This window comes from Pseudomonas mandelii (assembly GCF_024138395.1).
Lineage (GTDB): Bacteria > Pseudomonadota > Gammaproteobacteria > Pseudomonadales > Pseudomonadaceae > Aquipseudomonas > Aquipseudomonas mandelii_E.
On record NZ_JAMYDU010000038.1, the window covers coordinates 1 to 23,895 of the forward strand.

Here is a 23,895-nt window from a genome sequence, read left to right on the forward strand (position 1 = left end):
TTTGTAGCAGCTGGCGAAGCCTGCGTTCGGCTGCGAAGCAGTCGTAAAATCAGAGATCGCGGTATGTCAGGCAGACCTCATCAGCCGGATTCACGACTGCTACGCAGCCGAACGCAGGCTTCGCCAGCTGCTACAGATCGCATTTCGGCTTAACTGACTGTCAATAGGGCAAGGCTCGCTCCTACGGATGTATAAGGGCGATGCCACGTACATCCGCAGGCTGCGATCTTTTGACTTTCAAAACCCCAAACAACAAAAACCCCACCATTTCTTTCCAAAGAAATGGCGGGTTTTGTACGTTTAGATCACACCGTATCCACCTTCAACGAATGATCATTGAGCATGCCGTTGATGATCGTCGCCGTATCGTGACCGCCAGCAATCACCCCACCCGCCCCCGGCGTGACGCCATAGTGGCTGGCCAGATTCACCCCCGCTAGGTCAATGGTCTGGTTTGGCGTGGCACCGGCCATGGCGCTGACGTCGATGCTGGTGATCACCGACGCGCCACTGCCACTGACGGTGAAGTGCAGGTAGTCATCCAGCGAGGCCGCGGTGCCGTTTTCCCCTTGCAGCAGTTGCGACAGGTCGAGTTTGTCGGTGCCTGGGGTGAAGTCGGTGATGACGTCGTGGCCGCTGTTGCCTTTGAGCCACTGGAAGGTATCGGCGCCGCTGCCGCCGGTGAGGGTGTTGTTGCCGAGGCCGCCGATGAGGAAGTCGTCGCCGCCCCCGCCGTTGAGCACATCGTTACCCAAACCGCCGTTGATGATATTGCTGTTGTTGTCACCCATGAGGCTGTCGTTGAAGTTTGAGCCGGTGAGGTTTTCGATGCCGGTCAAGGTATCGGTGCCGGCGCCAAGGGTGTTTTGCGCGGTGAGCAGGCTCAGGTCGGCGTTGACCCCGGCGGTGGCGTGCGCATAGCTCGCGGTGTCGTTGCCGGCGCCGCCGTCGAGCAGGTCGTTGCCCGCGCCGCTGAATAGCAAGTCATTGCCGGCACCGCCGTGCATTTCATTGTTGCCTCCCCCTGCGGTGAGCACGTCATTGCCGTCGCCGGCATTGATGACATTGTTGCCAGCGCCCGCCACCAGTACGTCGTCGCCCGAAGTGCCGGTCAGCGTATGGCCGTCCTGATAGCTGATGGTCATATTGGCCGAGTCGCTGCCGCCGTGGTTGTCGTTGGCGGTGTAGGTGCCGTGGTAGTCCGCAGCGCTGTCCTGCGCTGCGGCGTAGTTGACGGTCATGGTCAGCTGATAGTTTTCCGACCCCTTCCCGCTGTTGCCCGGGCCACCGTCGTCGATGTTAGTGATGTGGATCTGGTACGTGCCGTCCGCAGTGGCGGTGATGGTCTGGCCGTCGGCGATGGCAATGAAAGCGCCGCCGTTGACCGAGTACTCCATCGTGATATGACCCGCCGCCAAGTTGTGGTCCAGGTTGAGGGTTTCACCCTGTTTGAGGTTGACGGTGATCCGGTCCTCGTCATTAGTGTTGTTGGCGTTGACCGACCCCAGTGCCCCACTGACCACCAGCACCGCCGTCATGGCCGCGGTGTTGGCGACGAATGCGCTGCGGGCGATGGTCACTGCCTGGTTATTTCCGGTGAAGCTGAAGTTTGGGTTGGTGCCGGTGAAGTCCGCGCCTTTGGCCGTCCACCCGGTGTTGAAAGTGGTCGGTGTCGCAGTCAGCGGATCGCCATTGACGTCGGTGTCGTTGGCCAGCAGCAATTCACCCTGCACCACAATGCTGCCTGACAACACATTGGTGATGACGTGGTCATCGACCGCCACCGGGGGCGTGTTCGGAATCACGTTGACCACCAGCGTGGAGCTGACCAGATCGCCGTCGTTGTCGCTGGCGGTGAAGCCGATGTTTTCGGTGATCGCCACGGCTGTGATGGTCTGCGAGGTGTAGGTGTACTCGCCGGTATCGAGGTTCACCAGCAGGGTGCCGCTGTTGTCGGTGGCGATGCTCAGGGTGTTGTTGGCGGTGTTGAAGGTGCCGTGGTTGGCGCCGCCGCTGAAGCTCAGCGAACCCTGATTGCTATTGGCTTTCGGATCATAGGTGTAGGTGGTGCCATCGATGGTAAGGGTTTTGATGAATCCGCCATCGGCGCCGAATGTACCGCCCTCACCCAACAGCGAACCGGTGACCGGCGCACCTTGCACGGTGCCCGAGAGTACCGAGTTGAGTTGATTGAGATCGGTCACCACCACGGCATGGGTGTCGGTGTGCGTGCTGCCGTCATAGGCCACGGGATCGAGGCTGTCGTTGCTGACGCCGCTGCCCAGGCCGATGGCGTAGTTGTTGATGCCATTGGCGTCGAGGAAGGCTTTGAGCGCGGCTTCGTCCGCGGGTCCGATGTCGCCTTCGTTGGGTTTGCCATCGGAGAAGAAGTAGCCGACGTTCTGCGCCCCGGTGAGTTTGCCCGAGGTGTTGAACGCGGTTTGCATGGTCGCCACGGCGGCGTCGTAGTTGGTCCCGCCGCCCTCCGTCAGCGTAGCGATGATCAACTTGGCGGTCGCCACATCGACCCACACCGCGCTCTGGCTGGTGGCGCTGCTGCTGAAGGTGACGATCTGCACCATCACATCGCCGAGGTCGTCGTATTTGTCGAGCAATGCGCTGATCGCCTGCTTGGCCAGGTCCAGCCGCGACAGGCCCGATACACCGGAAGGGTCGACCATGCTTCCGGACACGTCGATCACCAGCAGCAGATTGGAGTCGATCTGCACTGCGGGCACCGAACGGTCCGCGGCGACGGCTTTGGGCACATCATCGACGATGCTGACCACAAGGGTGCCGGTGGTGCTGTTGCCCACGGCATCGGTGGCGGTGTAGGTGAAGCTTTCGTTCAGGGTGTTCGCGCCGTCGTTGGCGTTGGGCGAAGTTTTCGGCGCCGAGGTCAGCGTGTAGGTGTAGCTGCCGTCGGGGTTGAGCAGGATCTGCCCGTAGGTTCCGGTGGCGCTGCCGACCAGGGTGTAAGTGATCGCGCCGCTGGCGCCGGTGACTGCACCGACCAGCGTACCGGAACCGGTTTCACCGGTGTTGCCCGGCTCGGAGCCAGTGACGCTGCCCGCTGCCAGGTCCTGGCCGTTCTGGGTCAAATCCAGGGCTTTTTCGTAGACGGTCACGTCGGTATCAGTGACCGTTACGAGGCAGCTGTTGTGGACGTCGATGGTGATCGTGGTGGTGCTTTCATCGCCATCGGCATCGCGCACGGTGTAGGTGAACACATCCGTGGCGCCCGGTTCGCCGACCGAGTTCGGGTTGCTGTGGTACACGGCGTTGCCGTTGGCATCCAGCGTCAGATAGCCGTAGGTGCCGTTGATTTGCGTGTTCAAGCCGCCGATGGCCGAGGTCGACGTGTCGCTGCCGGCACGCACTCCGACCACCGCACCTCCCACTGCCGGGCCGTCAGCGCCGAGCACATCGTTGTGCAGCACATTCCCGCTGACCGTACCGCCCTCCACCACCGAGACGGAATCACAGTGCGCAGTCGGCACATCATCGACGATGCTGATCACGATGGTGCTGGTAACGCTGTTGCCCACGGCATCGGTGGCGGTATAGGTGAAACTGTCGCTCAGGGTGTTCGGTCCGTCGTTGGCATTGGGCGTGGTCGCTGGTGCGGACGTCAGCGTGTAGGTATAGGAGCCGTCCGGGTTGAGCAGGATCTGCCCATAGGTCCCGGTGGTGCTACCGACCAACGTGTAAGTGATCGCGCCAGTAGCGCCGGTGACGGAGCCGACCAAGGTGCCGCTGGCGGTTTCGCCGGTATTGCCAGGCTCACTGCCGGTGACGGTGCCCGCCGCCAGGTCCTGGCCGTCCTGGGTCAAATCCAGGGCTTTCTCCTGAACCGTCACGTCGTTATCGGTGACCGCCACGAGGGTGCAATCGGCGACGTTGATGGTGATGGTCGTGGTGCTTTCATCACCGTCGGCATCGCGCACGGTGTAGGTGAACACGTCCGTGGCGCCCGGCGCGCTGACCGCGTTCGGATTGCTGTGGTACACGGCGTTGCCATTGGCATCCAGCGTCAGGTAGCCATAGCTGCCGTTGATGTGCGTGTTCAGGCCGCCGATGGCTGAAGTCGACGTGTCGCTGCCGGCGCGCACGCCGACTACCGCACCACCCGACGCGGGGCCGTCAGCGCCGAGTACATCGTTGCCCAACACATTCCCGCTGACAGTCCCGCCCTCCGCCACCGTGACTGCATCGGCGTGAGCGGTGGGTACGTCGTCGACGATGTTGATCACGATCGTACTGGTGACGCTGTTGCCCAAGGGATCGGTGGCTTGATAGGTGAAACTTTCGCTCAGGGTATTCGGCCCGTCGTTGGCGTTGGGTGTGGTCGTTGGTGCCGACGTCAGGGTGTAGGTGTAAGAACCGTTCGGGTTGAGCAGGATTTGCCCGTAGGTTCCGGTGGCGCTGCCGACCAGGGTGTAGGTGATCACGCCAGTGGTGCCGGTGACGGAGCCGACCAATGTTCCAGAGGCGGTTTCGCCGGTGCTGCCAGGTTGACTACCGGTGACCGTGCCCGCCGCCAGGTCCTGGCCATCCTGGGTCAAATCGAGGGCTTTTTCGTTAACCGTCACGTCGTTATCGCTGGCCGCTACGAGGGTGCAGTCCGCCACATTGATGGTGATGGTCGTGGTGCTTTCATCACCGTCGGCATCGCGCACGGTATAGGTGAACACGTCCGTGGCGCCCGGCGCGCTGACCGCGTTCGGATTGCTGTGGTACACGGCGTTGCCATTGGCATCCAGGGTCAGGTAGCCATAGCTGCCGTTGATTTGCGTGTTCAGGCCGCCGATGGCTGAGGTCGAGGTATCGCTGCCGGCGCGCACGCCGACCACCGCACCGCTGAGTGCCGGGCCGTCGGCGCCACCGACGTCATTGTTCAGTACGTTGCCCGAGGCCGTTGCGCCCTCGGCGATCGTGGCGAGATCAGGGTTGGCGGTGGGCAAGTCATCGACGATGTTGACGTTGATCTGACCCAATGCCGTGCTGCCATCGACGTCCGTGGCGACGACGTTGAGGTTCTCGGTGATGCTGTTGGCGCCGTCGGCGTTCGGGTGGGTTTCGTTATCCGTCAGGGTATAGCTGTAGCTGACCACGCCGGTCGTGCTGTTGAAACCGGTGATGGTCAGCGTATTGCCGAGCGCAGTGACAATCGATTGCGGGAAGCCTGCGGCCACGCCACCGGTGACTACCGCGATGCCGCCCACGGTCAGGCTTTGCAAACCGTCGAGGGCGGTGACGGTGAAGGTGCCGCTCTGGGTCAAGGCCGGTGCGTTGGGGCTGCTGCCGTCGCTGAGGTTTTTCTCATAAACGTTGAGTTCGCCGCCGTTGACGTTCAGGCCATCGATGATCACCGGATCATCGTTGTTCTGAATATTCAGCACCAGGTTGGCGGTGCTGGTATCGCCGTCGGCATCCGTCAGGGTGTAGGTGAAGGTTTCCGTGGCATTGCCGCCGCCGTTCAAGGCTTTGAAGTCGGCATCGCTGGTGTTCAGGGTGTAGGTGTACGTGCCGTTGGCGTTAAGCACCAAGGTGCCGTAAGTCCCGTTGAAGGTACCGCCGATGATCGGCCCGCTGTCGGGGCCGGTGGCAATGCGGTCGGCGCCCTGGAGGTCGTTGGGCAGCACGCTGCCGGTCAGGGTCAGCAGGATTTGCGAGGCGCTATTGGCGTTGTTGTCGTCGATGGCTTTGGGCACATCGTCGGTGATGTTGACGTCCAGCGAACCGGTGGCGGTATCGCCGTTGCTGTCACTCGCGACCACGGTGAACTGTTCACTGAGGTTGTTGGCGCCGTCGCCAGCCGAGTGGGTTTCGTTGCCGACCAGGGTGTAGCTGTAACTCACCACGCCGGTGGCCGGGTTGTAACCGGTGATCGTCAGGGTGTTGCCCAGTTGCGTGGTGATCGACTGCGGAAAACCGGCGACCACACCGCCACTGATCACGTTGATCCCACCGATGTTCAGGCTGGTCAGCCCGTCAGCCGCAATAACCGTGAAGGTGCCGTTTTGAATCAGCGCGCCGGGGTTGCTGGCCGAACCGTCCGCCAGATGGGCTTCATTGAGGGTCAGTTCGCCCCCCGCCGCCGAGAGGCCAATGAGGATGACCGGGTTGTTCGGCGCGTCCGAAACAATCGGCGCATCGCCATTGTCCGGATCAGCGTCCCGGCGCGCGAGGGGGAATTCGGGAATACCGTTGAAGCCCGCGGTGGGGAAACCAATCGTGGGATCGACCCGGCCCGCCACTTCCTCCAGCAACACAAAACTGTGACCGCCGCCCAATCCACCCGGTGCTCCAGATGCGCCCGGCCCGGCGGCGGTGGCTTCACCGGTCTGAGTCGGGTCGGCGCCGGCAGCAATGGCTTTTTGCAGTTGCTCGACATCGGTCAGTTGCGCCTGGCTCGGCGTCACCGCATCAGCGATCTCCACAGGCGGGGGCTGATGCGCGAGTAGCCGGCCAGTCATTTGCATGCTGCTGTCACGCCCCAGGGTCAGCTCCTGGCCATTTTTGAGCTGCACCGCCACCGCGCCTTCGGCCCCGGTGACCAGTTGCTCGCCGGCAAACAGCCGATCGCCCTCGACCAGGGTGCGTCGGGTGCCATCACCCGCCACTGCGTACACCTGACCGATGACCTTACTGACGATACCGATGAGCGTTGCCATGTGCATTTCCTCCGCTGCCAACTGCTGTCGGCATCCTGTTTGCGCGAAGAATGTGCCCATGGTTCAAGCAGGTTGCCTGGCGGATCGTTTGCCGAGAAAGCGTTTACCTGACGTAAACCACTGCCTCCCGACGCTCTCGCCAAGCGTGTCGCTGACAAGGGGAATGTCTGGATCGGGATAAAACCCTCTGCAATCAATGGCATCGGGGTCCACTTCCAAAACAACCGCCCTGCTAACGATGCGTAACGGTTTTGAATCACTCGAGTGACAAAAAATTGTCGCCTCTAAACCGTCCCGCCTCCCTCCCCTCCAGCACTTCTTCGCTCTGTGTCGAAAAGTGGATTGAACTTTCCTCAAGCCCTTCGATGCTCCTGAGAGCTCATAAACAAAGGCTTTCGCATTGAACAATGTGCTGGATTTTTCAGAGCGCATAAGTTTTTTTCGGCATAAGTCTTATGAGAAATCCTTCTTAGCTTCGCGTCAGGATGTTCTTAGCTCTGTTGTAACAAGCGTGAGACGGTTTCACTTAAAAATAACGTCAAATATCTGGCGAACTCACTAAGTACCATCAGGAATCAGGGAGAGGCATCCATGCGCGTTTTAACCCCCCTCTGCAGCGCGATTTTGCTGGCCATGGCCTGCACTTCTCAGGCTCAGGCGATGTCATTGACCGAGGCGATCCAGAGCACCATTGCGACCCACCCGGAACTGGCGTCGCGGGTCGATGCCCGGCTCTCGGCCGACGAGCAGATTAAAGTCGCCAAAGGGGGCTTTTATCCATCTGTGGATTTGAACGCCGGTTACGGGCGCGGGTACAGCGATAACACCACCACTCGGGCGCAGGGCAATCACCACACCGAAATCCTCACCTACACCCAATCGGAACTGCGCCTGCGGCAGATGCTGTTCGACGGTTTCAATACCTCCAACGAGGTCGCGCGCACCAAAGGCGTGGCCAACTCGCGAGCCTATTACGCTCAGGGCACCGCCCAGGATCTGGCCCTGCGCACCGTCGAGGTGTACCTCGAAGTGCTCAAGCGCCGCGAACTGGTGACCCTGGCCAAGAACAACCTGCAAGCGCACATGCGGGTCAACGATCAGATCGGCCTGCGCACCCAGCGTGGGGTAGGCAGCAACGCCGACGCCGACCAGTCCACGGCTCGCCGGGCACTGGCGGAGAACAACCTCGACACCGCCGAAGTCGATCTGGCCGATGCCGAGACGAATTTCTACAGCGTCGTGGGGCGCATGCCCGATGAACTCGAAGCACCGCCATCGACCCGCGGCGAATTGCCCGCCACCCTGCCGGAAGCCCAGCAGAGCATGGTGGAAAACAACCCGTACCTGAAATCCGCCCAGGCCGATGTGCAATCGGCCGAGAGCCAGTACGAAGTCTCCAAGTCGCCGTTCTACCCGCGCTTTGACGCTGAAGCGGCGGTGGGCGCGAATAACAATATTCAGGGCGACGAAGGCCACGACAACGAATGGCGAGTGGGTGTGGTGATGAACTACAACCTGTTCCGCGGCGGCAGCGACAAGGCCCGGCTGGCCTCCAATGCGCACCAGATCAACCAGGCGCTGGACATCCGCAACAACGCCCTGCGCCAACTCAACGAGAACATCCACCTGGCCTGGAACGCCATGCTCAACGCCAAGAAACAAACCCCGACCGCCCGTGAATACGCCGAAACCACCACCCGTGTGCGGGCCGCGTATCAGGATCAGTTCGGCCTTGGCCAACGGACCTTGCTCGACTTGCTCGACAGTGAAAACGAGCTCTACAACGCCAACCGCCGCTACACCGAAGTGCGCTACACCGAGGAGTTTTCGATGTACCGCGTGCTGGCGAACATGGGGCAGTTGCTGAGCAAACAACGGGTGGTGCTGCCCGCCGATGCGGTCGCCTCCACCGAAGTAAAAAACGAAGCTCGCTTGCCTGAACTGAAATGACGTAACCCCCGTGTAGGAGCTGCCGAAGGCTGCGATCTTTTGATTTTGTTTTTCAAGATCAAGATCAAAAGATCGCAGCCTTCGGCAGCTCCTACAGGGAGATGTGTGCCCATTGCCGTAGCTCAACGGGAGCGCTCGCTGTGACCAGCATGGAAACCGGCAACACTGGCGTCGATCCGCGTCTGAACTTCGATGACCCGCTTCTGGACGGTCTGTTGATTCTCTGCAAACTCCACGGCGCGACGGTCAGTCGCGCCAGCCTGAGTGCCGGGCTGCCAATGGCACACCAGCGTTTGAGCCTGGACCTGCTGCCGCGCGCAGCGGCCCGGGCCAGTTTGCAGGCGCGTGTGTTGCGCCGTGAACTGGGAGAGATTTCCGCGCTCAACCTGCCTGTGATGCTGATCCTCAACCATGGCCGCTGCGCGGTCTTGCGGCGCTTCGGCGATGACGGTCGGGCGCTGATTCTGCCGAGTGAAGCCGACGGCGGAGAACAATGGGTCAGCACGGACGAACTGGCCACCAACTACAGCGGCCAGGCCTTGTTCGCCCGGCCGCGGCATGAACTCGAAGATTTGCGCGCGCCGCTGGTGCCGCGAGTCGAGGCGTGGTTTCGCGATACGTTGAAGTTGTCGAAGTGGCTGTACAGCGATGCGATTCTCGCCAGTTTTCTGATCAACCTCCTCGGGCTGATGGTGCCGCTGTTCGTGATGCAAACCTACGATCGTGTGGTGCCGAACCAGGCCACTTCTACCTTGTGGGTGTTGTCGATCGGCTTGCTGATCGGCACCGGTTTCGAACTGGTGCTGCGGGTGGTTCGCGCGCACTTGCTGGACACGGCCGGGAAGAAAACCGACGTGATTCTTTCGGCGACCTTGTTCGAACGCATCACCGGCATGGCGATGAAAGCGCGGCCAGCGACCATCGGTGGTTTCGCCCAGAGCATTCATGACTTTCAGGGCCTGCGGGAATTTCTTACCGCTGTCACGCTGACCAGCCTGATCGACCTGCCCTTCGCCGTGCTGATGCTGGTGGTAATCGGCCTGCTCGGTGGCTGGCTGGTGGTGATTCCGCTGTTGGCCTTCCCCATCACGATCATCTTCGCCATGGTGATTCAGGCACGTTTGCGCGACACCGTGCAGAAGAGTCTGAGCCTCGGCGCCGAACGCCAGGCCCTGCTGATCGAAACCCTCGGCGGCCTGGAAACCCTCAAGGCGTGCAGCGCCGAAAGCGAACGCCAGCACACATGGGAAAGCACCCACGGCGCCCTCACCCGCCTCGACAGCCATGCGCGCAACCTCTCGGCGCTGGCCACCAACGGTACGCTGTTCATTCAGCAATTCTCCGGCATGGCGACCATCGTCGCCGGGGTCTACAGCATCATCGCCGGCAACCTCAGCGTCGGCGCGCTGGTGGCGACCTACATGCTCGGCAGTCGCGTGCTCGCGCCGCTGGGACAAATCGCCGGGCTGATTACCCGTTATCAGCAAGCGCAACTGACCATGAAAAGCACCGATGCGCTGATGTCGCTGCCGCAAGAACGCGACGCGAAACAGCGGCCGTTGGAGCGCACGCAATTGCAAGGCGCACTCACCGTCAGCGGCGTGACGTTCCACTACAACGGCCAGAACGCGCCGGCCCTGGCCAACGTCAGCTTCAGCATGAAACCCGGCGAACGAATCGGCATCATCGGCCGCAGCGGTTCGGGCAAAAGCACATTGGCGCGGCTGGTGATGGGTTTCTATGCACCGGAAGAAGGCCAGTTGCTGCTCGATGGCCTGGACCTGAGGCAGCTGGACGTCGCCGACCTGCGTCAACAGATCGGCTACGTCGCCCACGACCTGCCGCTGCTGGCCGGCAGCCTGCGCGACAACCTGACCTTGGGCGCGCGCTACATCAGCGACGCGAGGATGCTCGAAGTCGCCGAACTGACCGGCGTCACTGAACTGGCTCGCCAACATCCCCAAGGCTTCGACCGGCCGGTGGGCGAACGCGGTCAGTTGTTGTCGGGCGGTCAACGCCAAGCGGTGTTGCTGGCGCGGGCCTTGTTGCTCGATCCGCCGATCATGCTGCTCGACGAACCCACCAGCGCCATGGACAACAGCAGCGAAGACGTCCTGCGGCAAAAACTCCACGGCTGGATTCAGGGCAAAACCCTGCTGTTGGTCACTCACCGCACCTCGATGCTCAGCCTGGTGGACCGGCTGGTGGTGCTGGATAACGGGCGGATCGTCGCCGACGGCCCGAAAGAAGCGGTCATCGATGCACTGCGCAAGGGCCGTGTCGGCTCTGCGACGGTTTAGGAGTTGCCCATGTCTGATTCATCGTCCGCGTCATCAAAGGACAGAGGCTACTTTGGCAGTTTCAGCAAAAGCGCCGAAAGCGAGTTCATGCCGGAAACCGCCGGCGCGTCGTTGCAGGATTCGCCGCGCTGGTCGCGGATCACCGTGTGGCTGGCGGCGGCGCTGCTGATCACCGCGCTGGTCTGGGCCAAATTCGCCGTGTTGCAGGAAGTCACCACGGGTGAAGGCAAGGCGATCCCTTCAAGCAAGATTCAGGTGATCCAGAACCTGGAGGGCGGCATTGTCACGGAAATCTTCGTGCGCGAAGGCCAAATGGTGAACAAGGGCGACACCTTGCTGCGCCTGGACGACACGCGATTCCTGTCGAACAAGGGTGAAAGCGAAGCGGACCGCTATGCGCTCACCGCGCAGGTCGAACGGCTGTCCGCCGAAGCGGAAGGCAGGCCATTCAAGCTGTCCGCGGAAGTGATCGCCAAGGCGCCGCAAGTGGCCGAGGACGAACGCTCGCTGTACGAACAACGTCAGCGCCGACTGGCCAGCGAACAGCGCACGCTGACCGAACAACTTCGGCAGAAAACCCAGGAGTTGGCGGAATTCCGCTCCAAACAGGGGCAGTTCAGTTCCAGCCTGGCACTGCTGCAACAAGAGATGAACATGTCTGCGCCGCTGGTGGGCACCGGGGCGGTTTCGCCAGTGGAAATCCTGCGGCTCAAACGCAGCGCGGTAGAAATCCGCGGCTCGCTGAACGCCACGACCCTGGCGATTCCCCGTGCCGAATCGGCGATCAATGAGATCAAAAGCAAGATCGATGAGTCCGAACAGTCCTTCCGCTCGGAGGCGGCGAAAGAGCTGAACGAGAAACGCACCGACCTGTCGAAAATCACCGCGACGAGCATTGCCATCGACGACCGGGTAACGCGCACCACCGTGGTGTCGCCGGTTCACGGCATTATCAAAATGCTGAAGGTCAACACTATCGGCGGCGTGGTCCAGCCGGGCAACGACATGGTGGAAATCGTGCCGCTGGAAGACAACCTGCTGATCGAAGCCAAGGTCCGCCCTCAAGACGTGGCGTTCCTGCACCCGGGCCAGAAAGCCATGGTCAAGTTCAGCGCTTACGACTACACGATTTATGGGGGGTTGAGTGCGAAGCTGGAGCTGATTGGGGCGGACACTATTACTGATGACAAGGACAACAGTTTTTATCTGATTCAGGTGCGGACCGATAAGAATCACTTGGGCGGAGATGCGAAACCGCTGCTGATCATTCCAGGGATGGTGGCGACGGTGGACATTATTACCGGGGAGAAAAGTGTGCTGGATTATCTGCTTAAACCGGTGTTGAAAGCGCGGACCGAGGCGATGCGGGAGCGATAGTCAGTGATCGTTCCCACGCTCTGCGTGGGAATGCCGCCCGGGACGCTCCGCGTCCCTTCCCGGATGTGACGCAGAGCGTCACTGGATGCATTCCCACGCAGAGCGTGGGAACGATCTTCACCGGCCGTGATTCTTCTGGTAGGTCTCCTCCCCCATCGCCGCAATCTGCCCCTCGATCAACGCCTCGAACGGCTTCAACAACGGCTCAAAACTGACGGGAGCTTCAAGCGTCTGCAACGCTTGCACAATCGCCTCAACCGTCGACAACGCCCCCGGCCCCGGAGCCTTGCGCAAGCGATAACGCGACACCCCGCCCTCGGCCAATGTCACTCTGGGCAACGCCGCCAGCAATGGGTTGAGGTGCAGCATTTTGCGCGCCTTGCGCCAGGTGCCGTCCGGGACCACCAGCAGCAGCGGCTGATCATTAGCGGTGTAGGCCTGCATCGGCTGCGCCTCCTCGTCGGGAAACAGCAGCCGTGCCTGATAGCCCGGCTGATTCAACAGCATCGGCAAATCCTCGAACACCTCGCCCACAATCAACTCGGCATTCTTCAACCCCAATGCCGCCAATCGCGCAGTGTTCAGCGCATGGTTCACTTCGCTTGGATGCTGAAGCAGCAACACTCGAGTGCGACTGTCGAGGCTCGGGATCAGCGGGCAAAGGCAATGGGTTTGCGGGCGTAGACAGCGTGGGCATTGGATTCTGGACATCGCTTCTTTTTCCTTTAAGCGGCCTGATTGAGCTGCGCTTTAAGCAAATCACGAAAAGTCTGGATCAGCGGTTCGCGGCTGCGGCCACGGCGCACGATCATCGAAAACGGCGCCTGATAACCGAAAGTCGCCGGCAGCAGCACGCGCAAATCACCTTTGTCGGCCCAAGCCTGGGCGTAGTGCTCCGGCAGGTAACCGATGTAGGCGCCGGACAGCACCAGAATCAGCTGGGCCTCCATACTTTCCACGGTCGCCGCGCTGTGTTTGAAACCGTGACGCGCCAGTTCGGCCTGGCTCCAATAGCCGCGGCCGACCATGCGTTGTTGGGTAATGACTTGCTCGGGAATACGCCGTTCGGTAAACAGCGGGTGGCGACTGCTGCAGTACAGCCAGTGTTGCTCGCGGTACAGCGGCATGTAGACCAGACCGCTCATGCGCGTGGAAAAGGCACCGATGGCCAGGTCGAGGCGGTTGTCCTGCACGCCGAGTTGCAGTTCGTAGGGGCTCATGACCGACAGATGCAAATGCACCGCCGGGTGTTCCTGACTGTAAGCGCCGATGGCTTCGGCGAACGGCAAGGCCTTGTCGCTGACGGTGGAGTCGATCACGCCGAGGTTCAGAGTACCGCGCAGCTCGCCCTTGAGGGCGGCGGCGTATTGTTCGAAACCTTCGAGTTCCGCCAATAGACGCAGGGTTTCCTGATGGAACAGCTCGCCCTTGCTGGTCAGGCTGAAACCACCGCGACCGCGATGGCAAAGCACCAGGCCGAGGGCCGCTTCGAGCTGGCTCATGTAAGTGCTGATGGCCGAGGTCGAGAGGTTGAGCTCTTGCTGGGCGTTGGCGAACCCCTGATGGCGGACCACGCTGACGAAGATGCGCAATAGTTTCAAGTCGGGTAAAGCGTTGGCCATGGGGGCACTCCAGCAAAAACACGGTCAGACATTGAACCCCGTAGCAGCTGACGAGCACCGCGAGGCTGCGTTCGGCTGCGAAGCAGTCGTGAAATCAGGCGATGCGGTGTTTCAGAAAAACCTCGCGCTCAGGTTTTACGACTGCTTCGCAGCCGAACGCAGCCTCGCAGGCTCGGCAGCTGCTACATGAGCACTGCGAGTCTATCTCCGCCCTCGCCATTAGTTTAGAAAAATCTGAACTAAGTATTTGCCCGTAGCGATTCTTCCCGGTCACTACATTTCGCAGAATCGGCCCACAGCGGTGCCCGTCTCTCCCCGAGCGATGCAACCGACATAACTAAAACAACGACGATGAGGCCTTACCCGTGGACAAGATTCTTCACCAACCACTGGGCGGCAACGAAATGCCGCGCTTCGGCGGCATCGCCACCATGCTGCGACTCCCCCATTTGCCATCCGCTGCTGGCCTGGACGCTGCCTTTATCGGCATCCCGCTGGACATCGGCACTTCCCTGCGCCCTGGCACCCGTTTCGGGCCGCGTGAAATCCGCGCCGAATCGGTGATGATCCGCCCGTACAACATGGCCACCGGCGCCGCGCCGTTCGACTCGCTGTCGGTTGCCGACATCGGGGACGTGGCGATCAACACGTTCAATCTGCTGGACGCCGTGCGGATCATCGAAGAGGCCTATGACAATATCCTCGAACACGATGTGATCCCTCTAACCCTCGGCGGCGATCACACCATCACCTTGCCGATTCTGCGTGCCATCCATAAAAAGCACGGCAAGGTCGGTCTGGTGCACATCGACGCTCACGCCGATGTGAACGATCACATGTTCGGCGAGAAGATCGCCCACGGCACCACCTTCCGTCGCGCCGTAGAAGAAGGCCTTCTGGATTGCGACCGCGTGGTGCAAATTGGCCTGCGCGCTCAGGGTTACACCGCTGATGACTTCAACTGGAGCCGCAATCAAGGCTTCCGTGTGGTTCAGGCGGAAGAATGCTGGCACAAATCCCTGGCACCGCTGATGGCCGAAGTGCGCGAGAAAGTCGGTGGCGGTCCGGTGTACCTTAGTTTCGATATCGACGGTATCGACCCGGCCTGGGCACCCGGCACGGGCACCCCGGAAATCGGCGGTCTGACGACCATTCAGGCGATCGAAATCGTGCGCGGCTGCCAAGGCCTCGACCTGATCGGTTGCGATCTGGTAGAAGTCTCGCCAGCGTACGACACCACCGGTAATACCTCGTTGTTGGGCGCCAACCTGCTGTACGAAATGCTCTGCGTACTGCCGGGCGTGGTCCATCGCTGAGGATCGGTCATGAGCGAACATGATCAGGTACTCAACGCCGCCGCCGAGCTGGTGTCGGCTTTTGCGCGTAACGATCGCGAAGCCTACTTCGGCGCATTCAGCGTTGATGCCAGCTTCGTGTTCTACACCCTCGAGCAGCCCCTGCTGTCGCGCGATGCCTATCAGGCGTTGTGGGACACCTGGCGCGCCGAGGACGGCTTCGAGGTGCTGTCATGCACCTCGAGCAACGCCTTCGTCAGCCTGCAGGGTGATGTGGCGATTTTCATCCATGACGTGGCCACCGAGCTGCGCATGCAAGGGGAGCAACACTTCAGCCAGGAGCGCGAGACGATTGTTTTCAAGAAACAAGCGTCTGGCCAAGAACAACAAGGCCTATGGCTGGCCTGCCACGAACATTTGTCCGCAATGCCGGAAGGGCTGCCACCCCCTTAGCCAAACAGGTGACGCTCACGCACGATGAGCGCGCCTTTATGATCGGAGCAGATCATGAATAACAACAACAAAGACCAAAGCCTTAGCAGCATCGAAACAAACGGGGTCGAACAGATCCCGGACAATGAACGCGACGCCCGGCCCAGCGATCTGTTTCGCCTGATCTTCGGCGGCGCCAATACCTTTGCCACCGCCGTGCTCGGCAGTTTCCCGGTGCTGTTCGGCCTGTCCTTTGAGGCGGGCGTCTGGGCGATTGTATTGGGCGTCGTGGTCGGTGCGCTGATTCTGGCGCCGATGGGCCTGTTCGGGCCGATCAACGGCACCAACAACGCCGTGTCGTCTGGGGCACACTTCGGCGTGCACGGACGAATCGTCGGCTCATTCCTGTCGCTGTTGACCGCTATCGCGTTCTTTTCGCTCTCCGTGTGGAGTTCGGGCGATGCACTGGTGGGCGGCGCCAAACGCCTGATCAACCTGCCGGAAACCGATCTGACCCTGGGCCTGGCCTACGGTCTGTTCGCGCTGCTGGTGCTAACGGTGTGCATCTACGGCTTCCGCTTCATGCTGTGGGTCAATCGCATTGCGGTATGGGCCGCCAGCCTGTTGTTCCTGCTCGGCATCTTCGCCTTCGCCCCGGCATTCGACAGCCAATACGCCGGCAGTGTGGCTCTGGGTCAGGCGGGGTTCTGGGCGGCGTTCATCGGCGCGGCGCTGGTGGCCATGAGCAATCCGATTTCTTTCGGCGCGTTCCTCGGCGACTGGTCGCGCTACATTCCACGTGATACGCCCAAAGGCCGGATCATGCTGTCGGTGATCGCCGCACAACTGGCCACGCTGATTCCGTTCCTGTTCGGCCTTGCTACCGCCACCATCGTGGCGATCAAGGCACCGGACTACATCGCGGCCAACAACTACGTCGGCGGTCTGCTGGCTGTTTCGCCGAGCTGGTTCTTCCTGCCGGTGTGCCTGATTGCGGTGATCGGCGGCATGTCCACCGGCACCACGTCGCTGTATGGCACCGGGCTGGACATGTCCAGTGTGTTCCCACGAGTGCTGTCGCGGGTCAAGGCAACGCTGCTGATCGGCGTGATGTCGATTGCTTTCATCTTCATCGGGCGCTTTGCGGCGAACCTGGTGCAGAGCGTGTCGACCTTCGCCGTGCTGATCATCACCTGCACCACCCCGTGGATGGTGATCATGATCATCGGCCTGCTGGTGCGTCGCGGCTTCTATTGCCCGGATGACCTGCAAGTGTTCACCCGTGGCGAGAAAGGTGGCCGCTACTGGTTCACCCACGGCTGGAACTGGCGTGGCCTGGGAGCCTGGATCCCGAGCGCGCTGGTGGGTTTGTGCTTCGTGAACCTGCCGGGGCAGTTTGTCGGACCACTCGGGAATCTGGCTGGCGGTATCGACATCAGCCTGCCGGTGACCCTCGGCCTGGCCTCCGTGGTGTACCTGGCGCTGCTGAGCCTGTTCCCGGAACCGGCCACGGTGTTCGGCCCCAACGATCCACGCAGCAAGGGCATGGATTCGCTCGGTAAACCGGCGATGCGACAAGCCGCCTGATTCAACACATTACCTGTGGTCAACGCATTACCTGTGGGAGCGTGGCTTGCCCGCGATGAACGATAACGCGGTCTGCCTGGCGGACCGCGGCGCTCCCTTCGCGGGCAAGCCTCGCTCCTACAGGGGTCGGTTTTCCACAAAGATTGATTTCAGCCTCACCATAAAAAAGACAATCGGAGACACGCCATCATGGCTTTGGATTTATTCGTCGTACTCATCTACGCCGCCTCGATGCTGATACTCGGCTACTACGGCATGCGCAAGGCCAAGACCAACGAAGACTTTTTGGTCGCCGGTCGTAACCTCGGCCCGAGCCTGTACATGGGCACCATGGCCGCTACCGTTCTGGGCGGCGCCTCTACCGTCGGCACCGTGCGCCTGGGTTACGTCCATGGCATATCCGGTTTCTGGCTCTGCGCGGCCCTCGGTTGCGGGATCGTGGCGCTGAACCTGTTCCTCGCCAAACCGCTGCTGAAGCTGAAAATCTACACCGTTACCCAGGTGCTGGAAAAACGCTACAACCCGATGGCCCGCTCCGCGAGCGCGGTGATCATGCTGGCGTATGCGCTGATGATCGGCGTGGTCTCGATCCTGGCCATTGGCACCGTGCTGCAAGTGCTGTTCGACCTGCCGTTCTGGCTGTCGGTATTGGTCGGCGGTGGCGTGGTGGTGATTTATTCGGCGATCGGCGGCATGTGGTCCCTGACCCTGACCGACATCGTCCAGTTCGTCATCAAGACCGTGGGCCTGATGTTCATCCTGTTGCCGATCTGCCTGTACCGCGTCGGTGGTTGGGATGAGTTGGTGTTGAAACTGCCGGCAACCGCCTTCAGCTTCACCACGATTGGCTGGGACACCATCATCACCTACTTCATGATCTACTTCTTCGGGATCCTGATCGGCCAAGACATCTGGCAGCGTGTGTTCACCGTCAAGAGCGCCAAAGTGGCTCAGGTCGCCGGTACATTCGCAGGCATCTACTGCATCCTTTACGGACTGGCTTGCGCCCTGATCGGCATGGCCGCTCATGTGCTGATCCCGGACCTGGACAACGTCAACAACGCCTTCGCCGCCATCGTCAAACTGTCCCTGCCGGACGGTATCCGTGGCCTGGTGATTGCGGCTGCCCTGGCCGCCATGATGTCCACCGCCAGCGCCGGCCTGCTCGCCGCCGCCACCACCCTGACCGAAGACCTGCTGCCGAAACTGCGCGGCGGTAAACAGTCGAGCCTGGGTGTCAACCGCCTGTTCACCCTGCTGACCGGCATCGCCGTGCTGGGTATCGCGCTGGTGGTAAACGATGTGATCAGCGCCTTGACCCTGGCCTACAACCTGTTGGTGGGCGGCATGCTGATCCCGCTGATCGGTGCAATCTTCTGGAAACGCGCAACCACCGCCGGTGCTATCGCCAGCATGGGCCTGGGCTTTGCCACCGCGCTGCTGTTCATGGTCAAGGACGGTATGGACGCCAACACCCCGATCTACTACAGCCTCGGCGTAGGCCTGGTGAGTTTCGTGGTAGTCAGCTTGTTGTCCCGTCGCCCGGCCGTGGTGGCGAGCGCTGTCTAAGCTTTCGATAACAACTTAATGCTTTCTTCAACGGGTGTGGCGTCGGTGCCACACCCGTTTTTTTTCGCCTGAAGGAATCTGCTATTGCGCACGATGATTGACGAGTGGCAGCGCCGACACGCCTGAAGCCTGCTGTACTCAGCACCAGGGACAACAACAATGACGCCCTCGAAGAACAACCATGACAAGAGACGCCGTTCGTACAGCCGTGCATCGCTTCATCAGCCGCCTGCTGGAAAATCAGGAGGACTTTGACGACAACACTCGCCTGGTGCAGTTGGGACTGGATAAAGAGGATATTGAAGAGCTGATTTTCCATCTGGAAGATCAGCTGGGATTGACGGCATTTACCGCCGAAGAAGACCGGATGCTCAAGACTGCGACGACCGTCGACGACTTGAGCCGGTTTTTGATTGAGATTGGGCGGTATTGAGTTCGCACGGTTCCCTGTAGCAGCTGCCGCAGGCTGCGTTCGGCGGCGAAGCCGTCGCAAAATCGGAACACGCGATTCGACAGCCCGAGTGCGGACCGAGCTGAAACGCAGCCTTCGCAGCTGCTACAAAGGCTGCGTCGCGTTTACCGGCGGCGTTGCTGCTGGCGGCGACGTTGTTCGTCGTCAGTGCGAATAGGCACGGGTTGCAGAGGCGGTTCGATCAAACCGAGTGCGACGCCCAGGTCATGCAGCCAGTTTTGGATTTTCTCTTTCATGGTGCCCCCTTCAGGGTAGTGCCGAGCGGCCGAAGTTCTGTAGCCCCTTCGCACTGATAATAGTCCGAAGTCCTACGTAATGCTCGTCCAACATCGCAATGATCTGTTACTGAATTGATCCAAATTCCTGGACGTTGGTTCAAGCAAATGCCTGGGCCTGGATCGCTGTCGACGGGTATACCGCCTGCTGCTGCTCGATCCATGCATTCAGGTTGGCGCCGACCATGCCTTTGCGCCACATCAGCCAAGTGGTTGCGCTGGCGAACGGCTCGGCCAAGGGGTGCACCGCCACGCTTTCGCGCCCCGGCAGACTGGCGAGCATAGATTCCGACATCAGCGCCACGCCGGATCCGGCAATCACGCAGGCGAGCATTCCCGGATAAGACTCGATCTCCATCGCCCGCCCCATGGCTGCATGATCATGGGCGAACCAGGCTTCCAGGCGCATCCGATAGGAACAGCCCTGCCGAAACGTAAACACCGAACGCCCTTCGACATCCAGCGCACTGTGCACTGGCGGATGATCGGCCTCGCTGATCAACACCAACCGTTCGTCGCACAACGGCACGCCGTCGAGCCCGGCCAGTTCCAGCGGGCCGTCCACCAGCGCCGCATCGAGGCGCCCGGTGAGCAGACCTTCGAGTAATTCGCCGCTGGGCCCCGACTGCACTTGCAGGTTCACCGCCGGGTAACTGCGGTGATATCGCGCCAACAGCTCCGGCAGGTGAATCGCGGCGGTGCTGTACATGGTGCCGAGGACAAAATCCCCCGCCGGTTGCCCGCCCTGCACTGCCGCATGGGCTTCGTCGTGTAAGGCGAACAGCTTGGCGGTGTAGTCCAGGAGGACTTTTCCCGCAGGTGACAACTGCAAACGCTGACGCTCGCGTACGAACAGTTCGACACCGAGTTGCTCTTCGAGCTGCTTGAGCCGGGTCGACAGGTTGGAAGGCACACGATGCAGGCGTTCAGCAGCGCGGGTAATGGAGCCCTCCTCCGCCACCGCCTGGAAAATCCGCAATTGGCTGAATTCCACTCCATTCTCCAAATAAGAACAAGTTGCTCACTATTATTCATTTTTAAAGAAAGTCAATCAGTCCTAGCCTGACGGTCATTGATCCTCGAAACGGAACTCAGACTATGTCCCCTCTGATTCGCTTAACCGCCAGCTTCATCGCCCTGATGATGGCCATGGGCATCGGGCGTTTCGCCCTGACCCCGCAACTGCCGCACTTGCTCAGTGAAGGTCAGATCGACCTGACCGCCGCCGGTCTGATTGCCGCCGCCAACTACCTCGGCTACTTCGTCGGCGCGGTGGACGCGATGTTCGCCCGTCGCCCCGACCAGGTTCGTCGACGCCTGCTCGGCGGTTTGTGGCTCTGTGTATTGCTGACCCTGGCCTCGTTCTGGGCCGACGGGTTCTGGTCGCATCTGGTGCTGCGTTTCGGCACGGGCGTGGCCAGCGCCTGGGTGTTGGTGATGATTACCGCATTGAGTCAACCGCTGGCAGCGGCGGCCGGTCGTCCGCGACTCGGCGCGCTGGTCTTTGCCGGACCGGGTCTGGGGATTTTTCTGACAGGATTATTGGCCTTGGGCTCGAACCTGCTGGGTCAGACGTCCGCGACCTTGTGGCTGGTGTATGCCGGTGTCGGGCTGGTGATGCTGCTGGGAATTCTGCCGTTCCTACCGCAGTCGGCCGTCCCTTCTACGGCGACATCATCTGCTGTCACATCGGGCGTACAAGGTGTCGGACGTTTACCGGTGATCTACGGGTTATACGGTTTGGGCTACATCATCCCGGCCACTTTCCTCTCGCAAATGGCCAGCGCGCAGTTCCATGGCCAATGGCAAGCCGATCTGTTCTGGCCATGCTTCGGTTTCGCGGCGGCAATCGGCGTTGTGTTGGTGAGCCTGCGTCGACACAACCCGAACGCCACTCGCCATTGGCTGATGGCCACATTGTGGTTGCAAGCGGCCGGGGTCTTCGCCTGCCTGTTAGGCAGCGGAGCCGGCCTCGCGCTGGGGGTGATCCTGTGTGGCGGGCCGTTCCTGGCCTGCATGCAACTGGTGATGCAGCGCTCCCGAGAACTGGCGCCCCATGCTACCCAGCGCAACGCCGGGCTGCTGACCGCGTGCTTCGCCGTGGGTCAACTCAGCGGTCCGTTGCTGGCCGCGCTGAGCAGTCATTTCAGCGGTGGATTGCAACCCGCGCTGATAATCGCCGGCAGCGGTTTGCTCATCGCTGGCGCTTTATTGCTGCGCCCGGTCAGGGTTGCCCAAGCGCTTTGCGCAAACGACGGCGGACCCACTGCTCTGCACTCACAAAAGTGATCCCGAGCAGAACCAGCACCGCGCCGATCACAAAGTTGAGGCTCAGTTCTTCGCCCAGCAACACCACGCCGAACGTGACGCCGAACAGCGGCGTCATGAACGAAAACACCGCCAGGTTCGCTGCCAGATAACGGCGCAGTAACCAGAACCAGGTCAGGTAACTGAAGAACGACACCACCAACCCCTGGAACAGCACGCTGGCCACGGCAACAGTGGTCAGGCTGACATGGGTGACCTGCCCGCTGAGGATCGCGATCAACAGCAGGCCGACGAAGCCGACGATCAATTGATAAAACAGCGTCAGGGTCACCGGCGCTTCCGACAGACGCGAAGCGCGCACCACCACGGTGGTCGCGCCCCATGACGCGCCGGCCAGGACGCCCAACGCATCGCCCATCAGCATGCGATGATCAAGGTTGTCCCACGACACGCCACCGGCAAACGCAATGGCAATGCCGATGAAGGCGAGAAAAATCCCCAGCCACTGCACCGGTCTTAAACGCTCACTCGGCAGCAGCCAATGCACACCCAACGCGGTGAAGATCGGCGCGGTGTAGAGGAACACTGACATGTGCGCCGCCGTGGTCAATTGCAGGCCTTCGGCAATGAAGAAGAACTCCAGACCAAACAATGCGCCGGCCAGCAAACCTCCACGCCAGGTAGTGCCGACCTGATCCCAGCCGCCCTTCCAGCAGATCAGCAATCCTACGAGCAACGCGGAAATACCCGATCGCCCCGCCGCCTGCATGACCGGCGCGATGTCGGGCGCGGCCCACTTGATCATCACCTGTTGCACGCCCCAGATCAGGCACAGCCCGACCATCACTTGCAGGGCAAATCCATCGGCGCTACGCCGGGTGGCGCTCACCGGAACACCTCGACAACACAATCCATGGCAGTGACTCGACAGCAAAAATAAAGCCCCGGCCTTCTGGCTGAACAGAGTGCCGGGGCGAAAAATGATGCCGTCGATTATTAACCAGATGGACAGAAAAAGGTGTCTGCAAAAGACCTTTAAATCGCCGCGCGCGTCATACGACCGATCAAATGAGCCCCATAGGCGGCCGGCGTAAGATCAGGGTCAGCTGAGTTCGATACGATCAGCGTGAATGACGATCTGGCCGTTCTTGTACAACGCACCGATGGCCTTTTTGAAGTTGCCCTTGCTGACGCCGAACATGCTGCTGATCAGCGTCGGGTCGCTCTTGTCGCTGACTGGCAGAGTGCCGTTGTTGTCGCGCAACTTGGCGAGGATCTTCGAGTTCAGGCTGGTGGCCGCTTCTTCGCCCACCGGTTGCAGGCTCAGGCTGATCTTGCCGTCGGCGCGGATTTCTTTGATAAAGCCCTTCTCTTCTTTACCGGCACGCATGAACTTGAAGATTTCGTTCTTGTGGATCAGGCCCCAATGTTTGTTATTGATGATTGCCTTGAAGCCCATATCGGTCGCTTCGGCCACCAGCAAATCAACTTCCTGACCCGGGGTGTAATTGGCCGGGGTCTTGTCCAGATAGCGATCCAGACGCGCCGTCGCGGTGATGCGCCGCGTGTGTTTGTCGAGGTAGACGTGCACCACGACATACTCGCCGGCCGTCATCTGGCGCTTTTCTTCGGAATACGGCAGCAGCAGATCCTTCGGCAACCCCCAATCCAGGAACACGCCGATGCTGTTGACTTCAACGACTTTCAAACTGGCGAATTCACCGACCTGAACTTTCGGCTTTTCGGTGGTGGCGATAAGTTTGTCATCGCTGTCCAGATAAATAAAAACGTTGAGCCAGTCTTCATCTTCGCTGGGAATATCTTTGGGGATATAACGGTTAGGCAGAAGGATTTCGCCATCCGCCCCACCGTCCAGATATAAACCGAAGTTAGTGTGTTTAACCACTTGCAAACTGTTGTAGCGCCCGACTAAAGCCATGTCCAATACCCTCATTGCGTGGGCGGCATTCTACCCGGTTTTGCGGGCGGCGTTCGGCGGCCGGCCCGGTGGCGCAAAAAAACCCACGGAAGGCCTTAATTTTCCTGGGTTTTGCCCTGTTCGTTTGGCCGC

Annotated in this window: 16 protein-coding genes; 9 read left to right on the top strand and 7 right to left on the bottom strand. The window is 60.8% G+C overall.

The annotated features are described in order from the left end of the window. Positions 1-305: 305 nt before the first annotated feature. Positions 306-6,677, bottom strand: coding sequence for a retention module-containing protein (locus tag NHU87_RS27370; RefSeq protein WP_253554528.1), 6,372 nt, complete (start codon positions 6,675-6,677; stop codon positions 306-308). A 591-nt stretch (positions 6,678-7,268) separates the two neighbouring features. Between NHU87_RS27370 and NHU87_RS27375 the strand changes: the two genes are divergently transcribed. The 3 genes from NHU87_RS27375 to NHU87_RS27385 all read left to right on the top strand — a co-directional run bounded on the left by NHU87_RS27375 (position 7,269) and on the right by NHU87_RS27385 (position 12,304). Next, positions 7,269-8,627: a TolC family outer membrane protein gene (locus NHU87_RS27375; protein ID WP_253554530.1), complete on the top strand. Its 1,359-nt coding sequence runs from the start codon at positions 7,269-7,271 to the stop codon at positions 8,625-8,627. A gap of 140 nt (positions 8,628-8,767) precedes the next feature. Beyond that, positions 8,768-10,927 (top strand): type I secretion system permease/ATPase, encoded by a 2,160-nt coding sequence (locus NHU87_RS27380; RefSeq protein ID WP_253554532.1) that lies wholly within the window; start codon positions 8,768-8,770, stop codon positions 10,925-10,927. Positions 10,928-10,936: 9 nt separating this feature from the next. Further along, positions 10,937-12,304: an HlyD family type I secretion periplasmic adaptor subunit gene (locus tag NHU87_RS27385; protein ID WP_253554541.1), complete on the top strand. Its 1,368-nt coding sequence runs from the start codon at positions 10,937-10,939 to the stop codon at positions 12,302-12,304. Between the two features lie 117 nt (positions 12,305-12,421). Here NHU87_RS27385 and NHU87_RS27390 read toward each other — a convergent pair whose 3' ends face one another. Together NHU87_RS27390 and NHU87_RS27395 are read right to left on the bottom strand one after the other, a co-directional pair. Next, on the bottom strand, positions 12,422-13,015 hold the full coding sequence (locus tag NHU87_RS27390) for a tRNA-uridine aminocarboxypropyltransferase (protein WP_253554553.1): 594 nt from the start codon (positions 13,013-13,015) through the stop codon (positions 12,422-12,424). A 14-nt stretch (positions 13,016-13,029) separates the two neighbouring features. Then, complete coding sequence (locus NHU87_RS27395; RefSeq protein WP_201060609.1) at positions 13,030-13,926, bottom strand: LysR family transcriptional regulator; 897 nt, start codon at positions 13,924-13,926, stop codon at positions 13,030-13,032. Positions 13,927-14,291: 365 nt separating this feature from the next. On the opposite strand from NHU87_RS27395, the gene speB reads away from it, so the two are divergent. The 5 genes from speB (at position 14,292) to NHU87_RS27420 (ending at position 19,242) form a co-directional block, all read left to right on the top strand. Next, positions 14,292-15,242, top strand: coding sequence for an agmatinase (gene speB, locus NHU87_RS27400; protein WP_253554555.1), 951 nt, complete (start codon positions 14,292-14,294; stop codon positions 15,240-15,242). A 9-nt stretch (positions 15,243-15,251) separates the two neighbouring features. Continuing rightward, positions 15,252-15,674, top strand: coding sequence for a YybH family protein (locus NHU87_RS27405; RefSeq protein ID WP_253554564.1), 423 nt, complete (start codon positions 15,252-15,254; stop codon positions 15,672-15,674). A 54-nt stretch (positions 15,675-15,728) separates the two neighbouring features. Further along, positions 15,729-17,240 (top strand): purine-cytosine permease family protein, encoded by a 1,512-nt coding sequence (locus NHU87_RS27410; RefSeq protein WP_253554566.1) that lies wholly within the window; start codon positions 15,729-15,731, stop codon positions 17,238-17,240. A gap of 189 nt (positions 17,241-17,429) precedes the next feature. Next, positions 17,430-18,809, top strand: coding sequence for a sodium:solute symporter (locus NHU87_RS27415; protein WP_253554568.1), 1,380 nt, complete (start codon positions 17,430-17,432; stop codon positions 18,807-18,809). Positions 18,810-18,990: 181 nt separating this feature from the next. Next, positions 18,991-19,242, top strand: a complete 252-nt coding sequence (locus tag NHU87_RS27420) for an acyl carrier protein (protein ID WP_253554570.1) — start codon at positions 18,991-18,993, stop codon at positions 19,240-19,242. A 143-nt stretch (positions 19,243-19,385) separates the two neighbouring features. Here the strand turns inward: NHU87_RS27420 and NHU87_RS28440 are convergent, their stop codons facing one another. Both NHU87_RS28440 and ptrR read right to left on the bottom strand, forming a co-directional pair. Next, the gene (locus tag NHU87_RS28440; RefSeq protein WP_256580670.1) at positions 19,386-19,517 is read right to left on the bottom strand and encodes a PA1414 family protein; all 132 of its coding nucleotides are present in this window, start codon (positions 19,515-19,517) and stop codon (positions 19,386-19,388) included. Between the two features lie 139 nt (positions 19,518-19,656). Continuing rightward, positions 19,657-20,550: a putrescine utilization regulator PtrR gene (ptrR, locus tag NHU87_RS27425; RefSeq protein ID WP_253554572.1), complete on the bottom strand. Its 894-nt coding sequence runs from the start codon at positions 20,548-20,550 to the stop codon at positions 19,657-19,659. A gap of 104 nt (positions 20,551-20,654) precedes the next feature. On the opposite strand from ptrR, the gene NHU87_RS27430 reads away from it, so the two are divergent. Further along, a complete protein-coding gene (locus tag NHU87_RS27430; RefSeq protein ID WP_253554574.1) occupies positions 20,655-21,845 on the top strand; it encodes an MFS transporter in 1,191 nt (396 codons plus the stop codon). On the opposite strand, the gene NHU87_RS27435 is transcribed toward NHU87_RS27430, so the two are convergent. Together NHU87_RS27435 and NHU87_RS27440 are read right to left on the bottom strand one after the other, a co-directional pair. Further along, positions 21,781-22,713 carry a DMT family transporter gene (locus tag NHU87_RS27435; protein ID WP_028939950.1) on the bottom strand — a complete coding sequence of 311 codons (933 nt, stop codon included), beginning with the start codon at positions 22,711-22,713 and terminating at the stop codon, positions 21,781-21,783. The two genes, NHU87_RS27430 and NHU87_RS27435, sit on opposite strands and share 65 nt — an antisense overlap. Positions 22,714-22,926: 213 nt before the next feature. After that, a complete protein-coding gene (locus NHU87_RS27440) occupies positions 22,927-23,763 on the bottom strand; it encodes a CvfB family protein (protein WP_253554576.1) in 837 nt (278 codons plus the stop codon). Between the last annotated feature and the right edge of the window lie 132 nt (positions 23,764-23,895).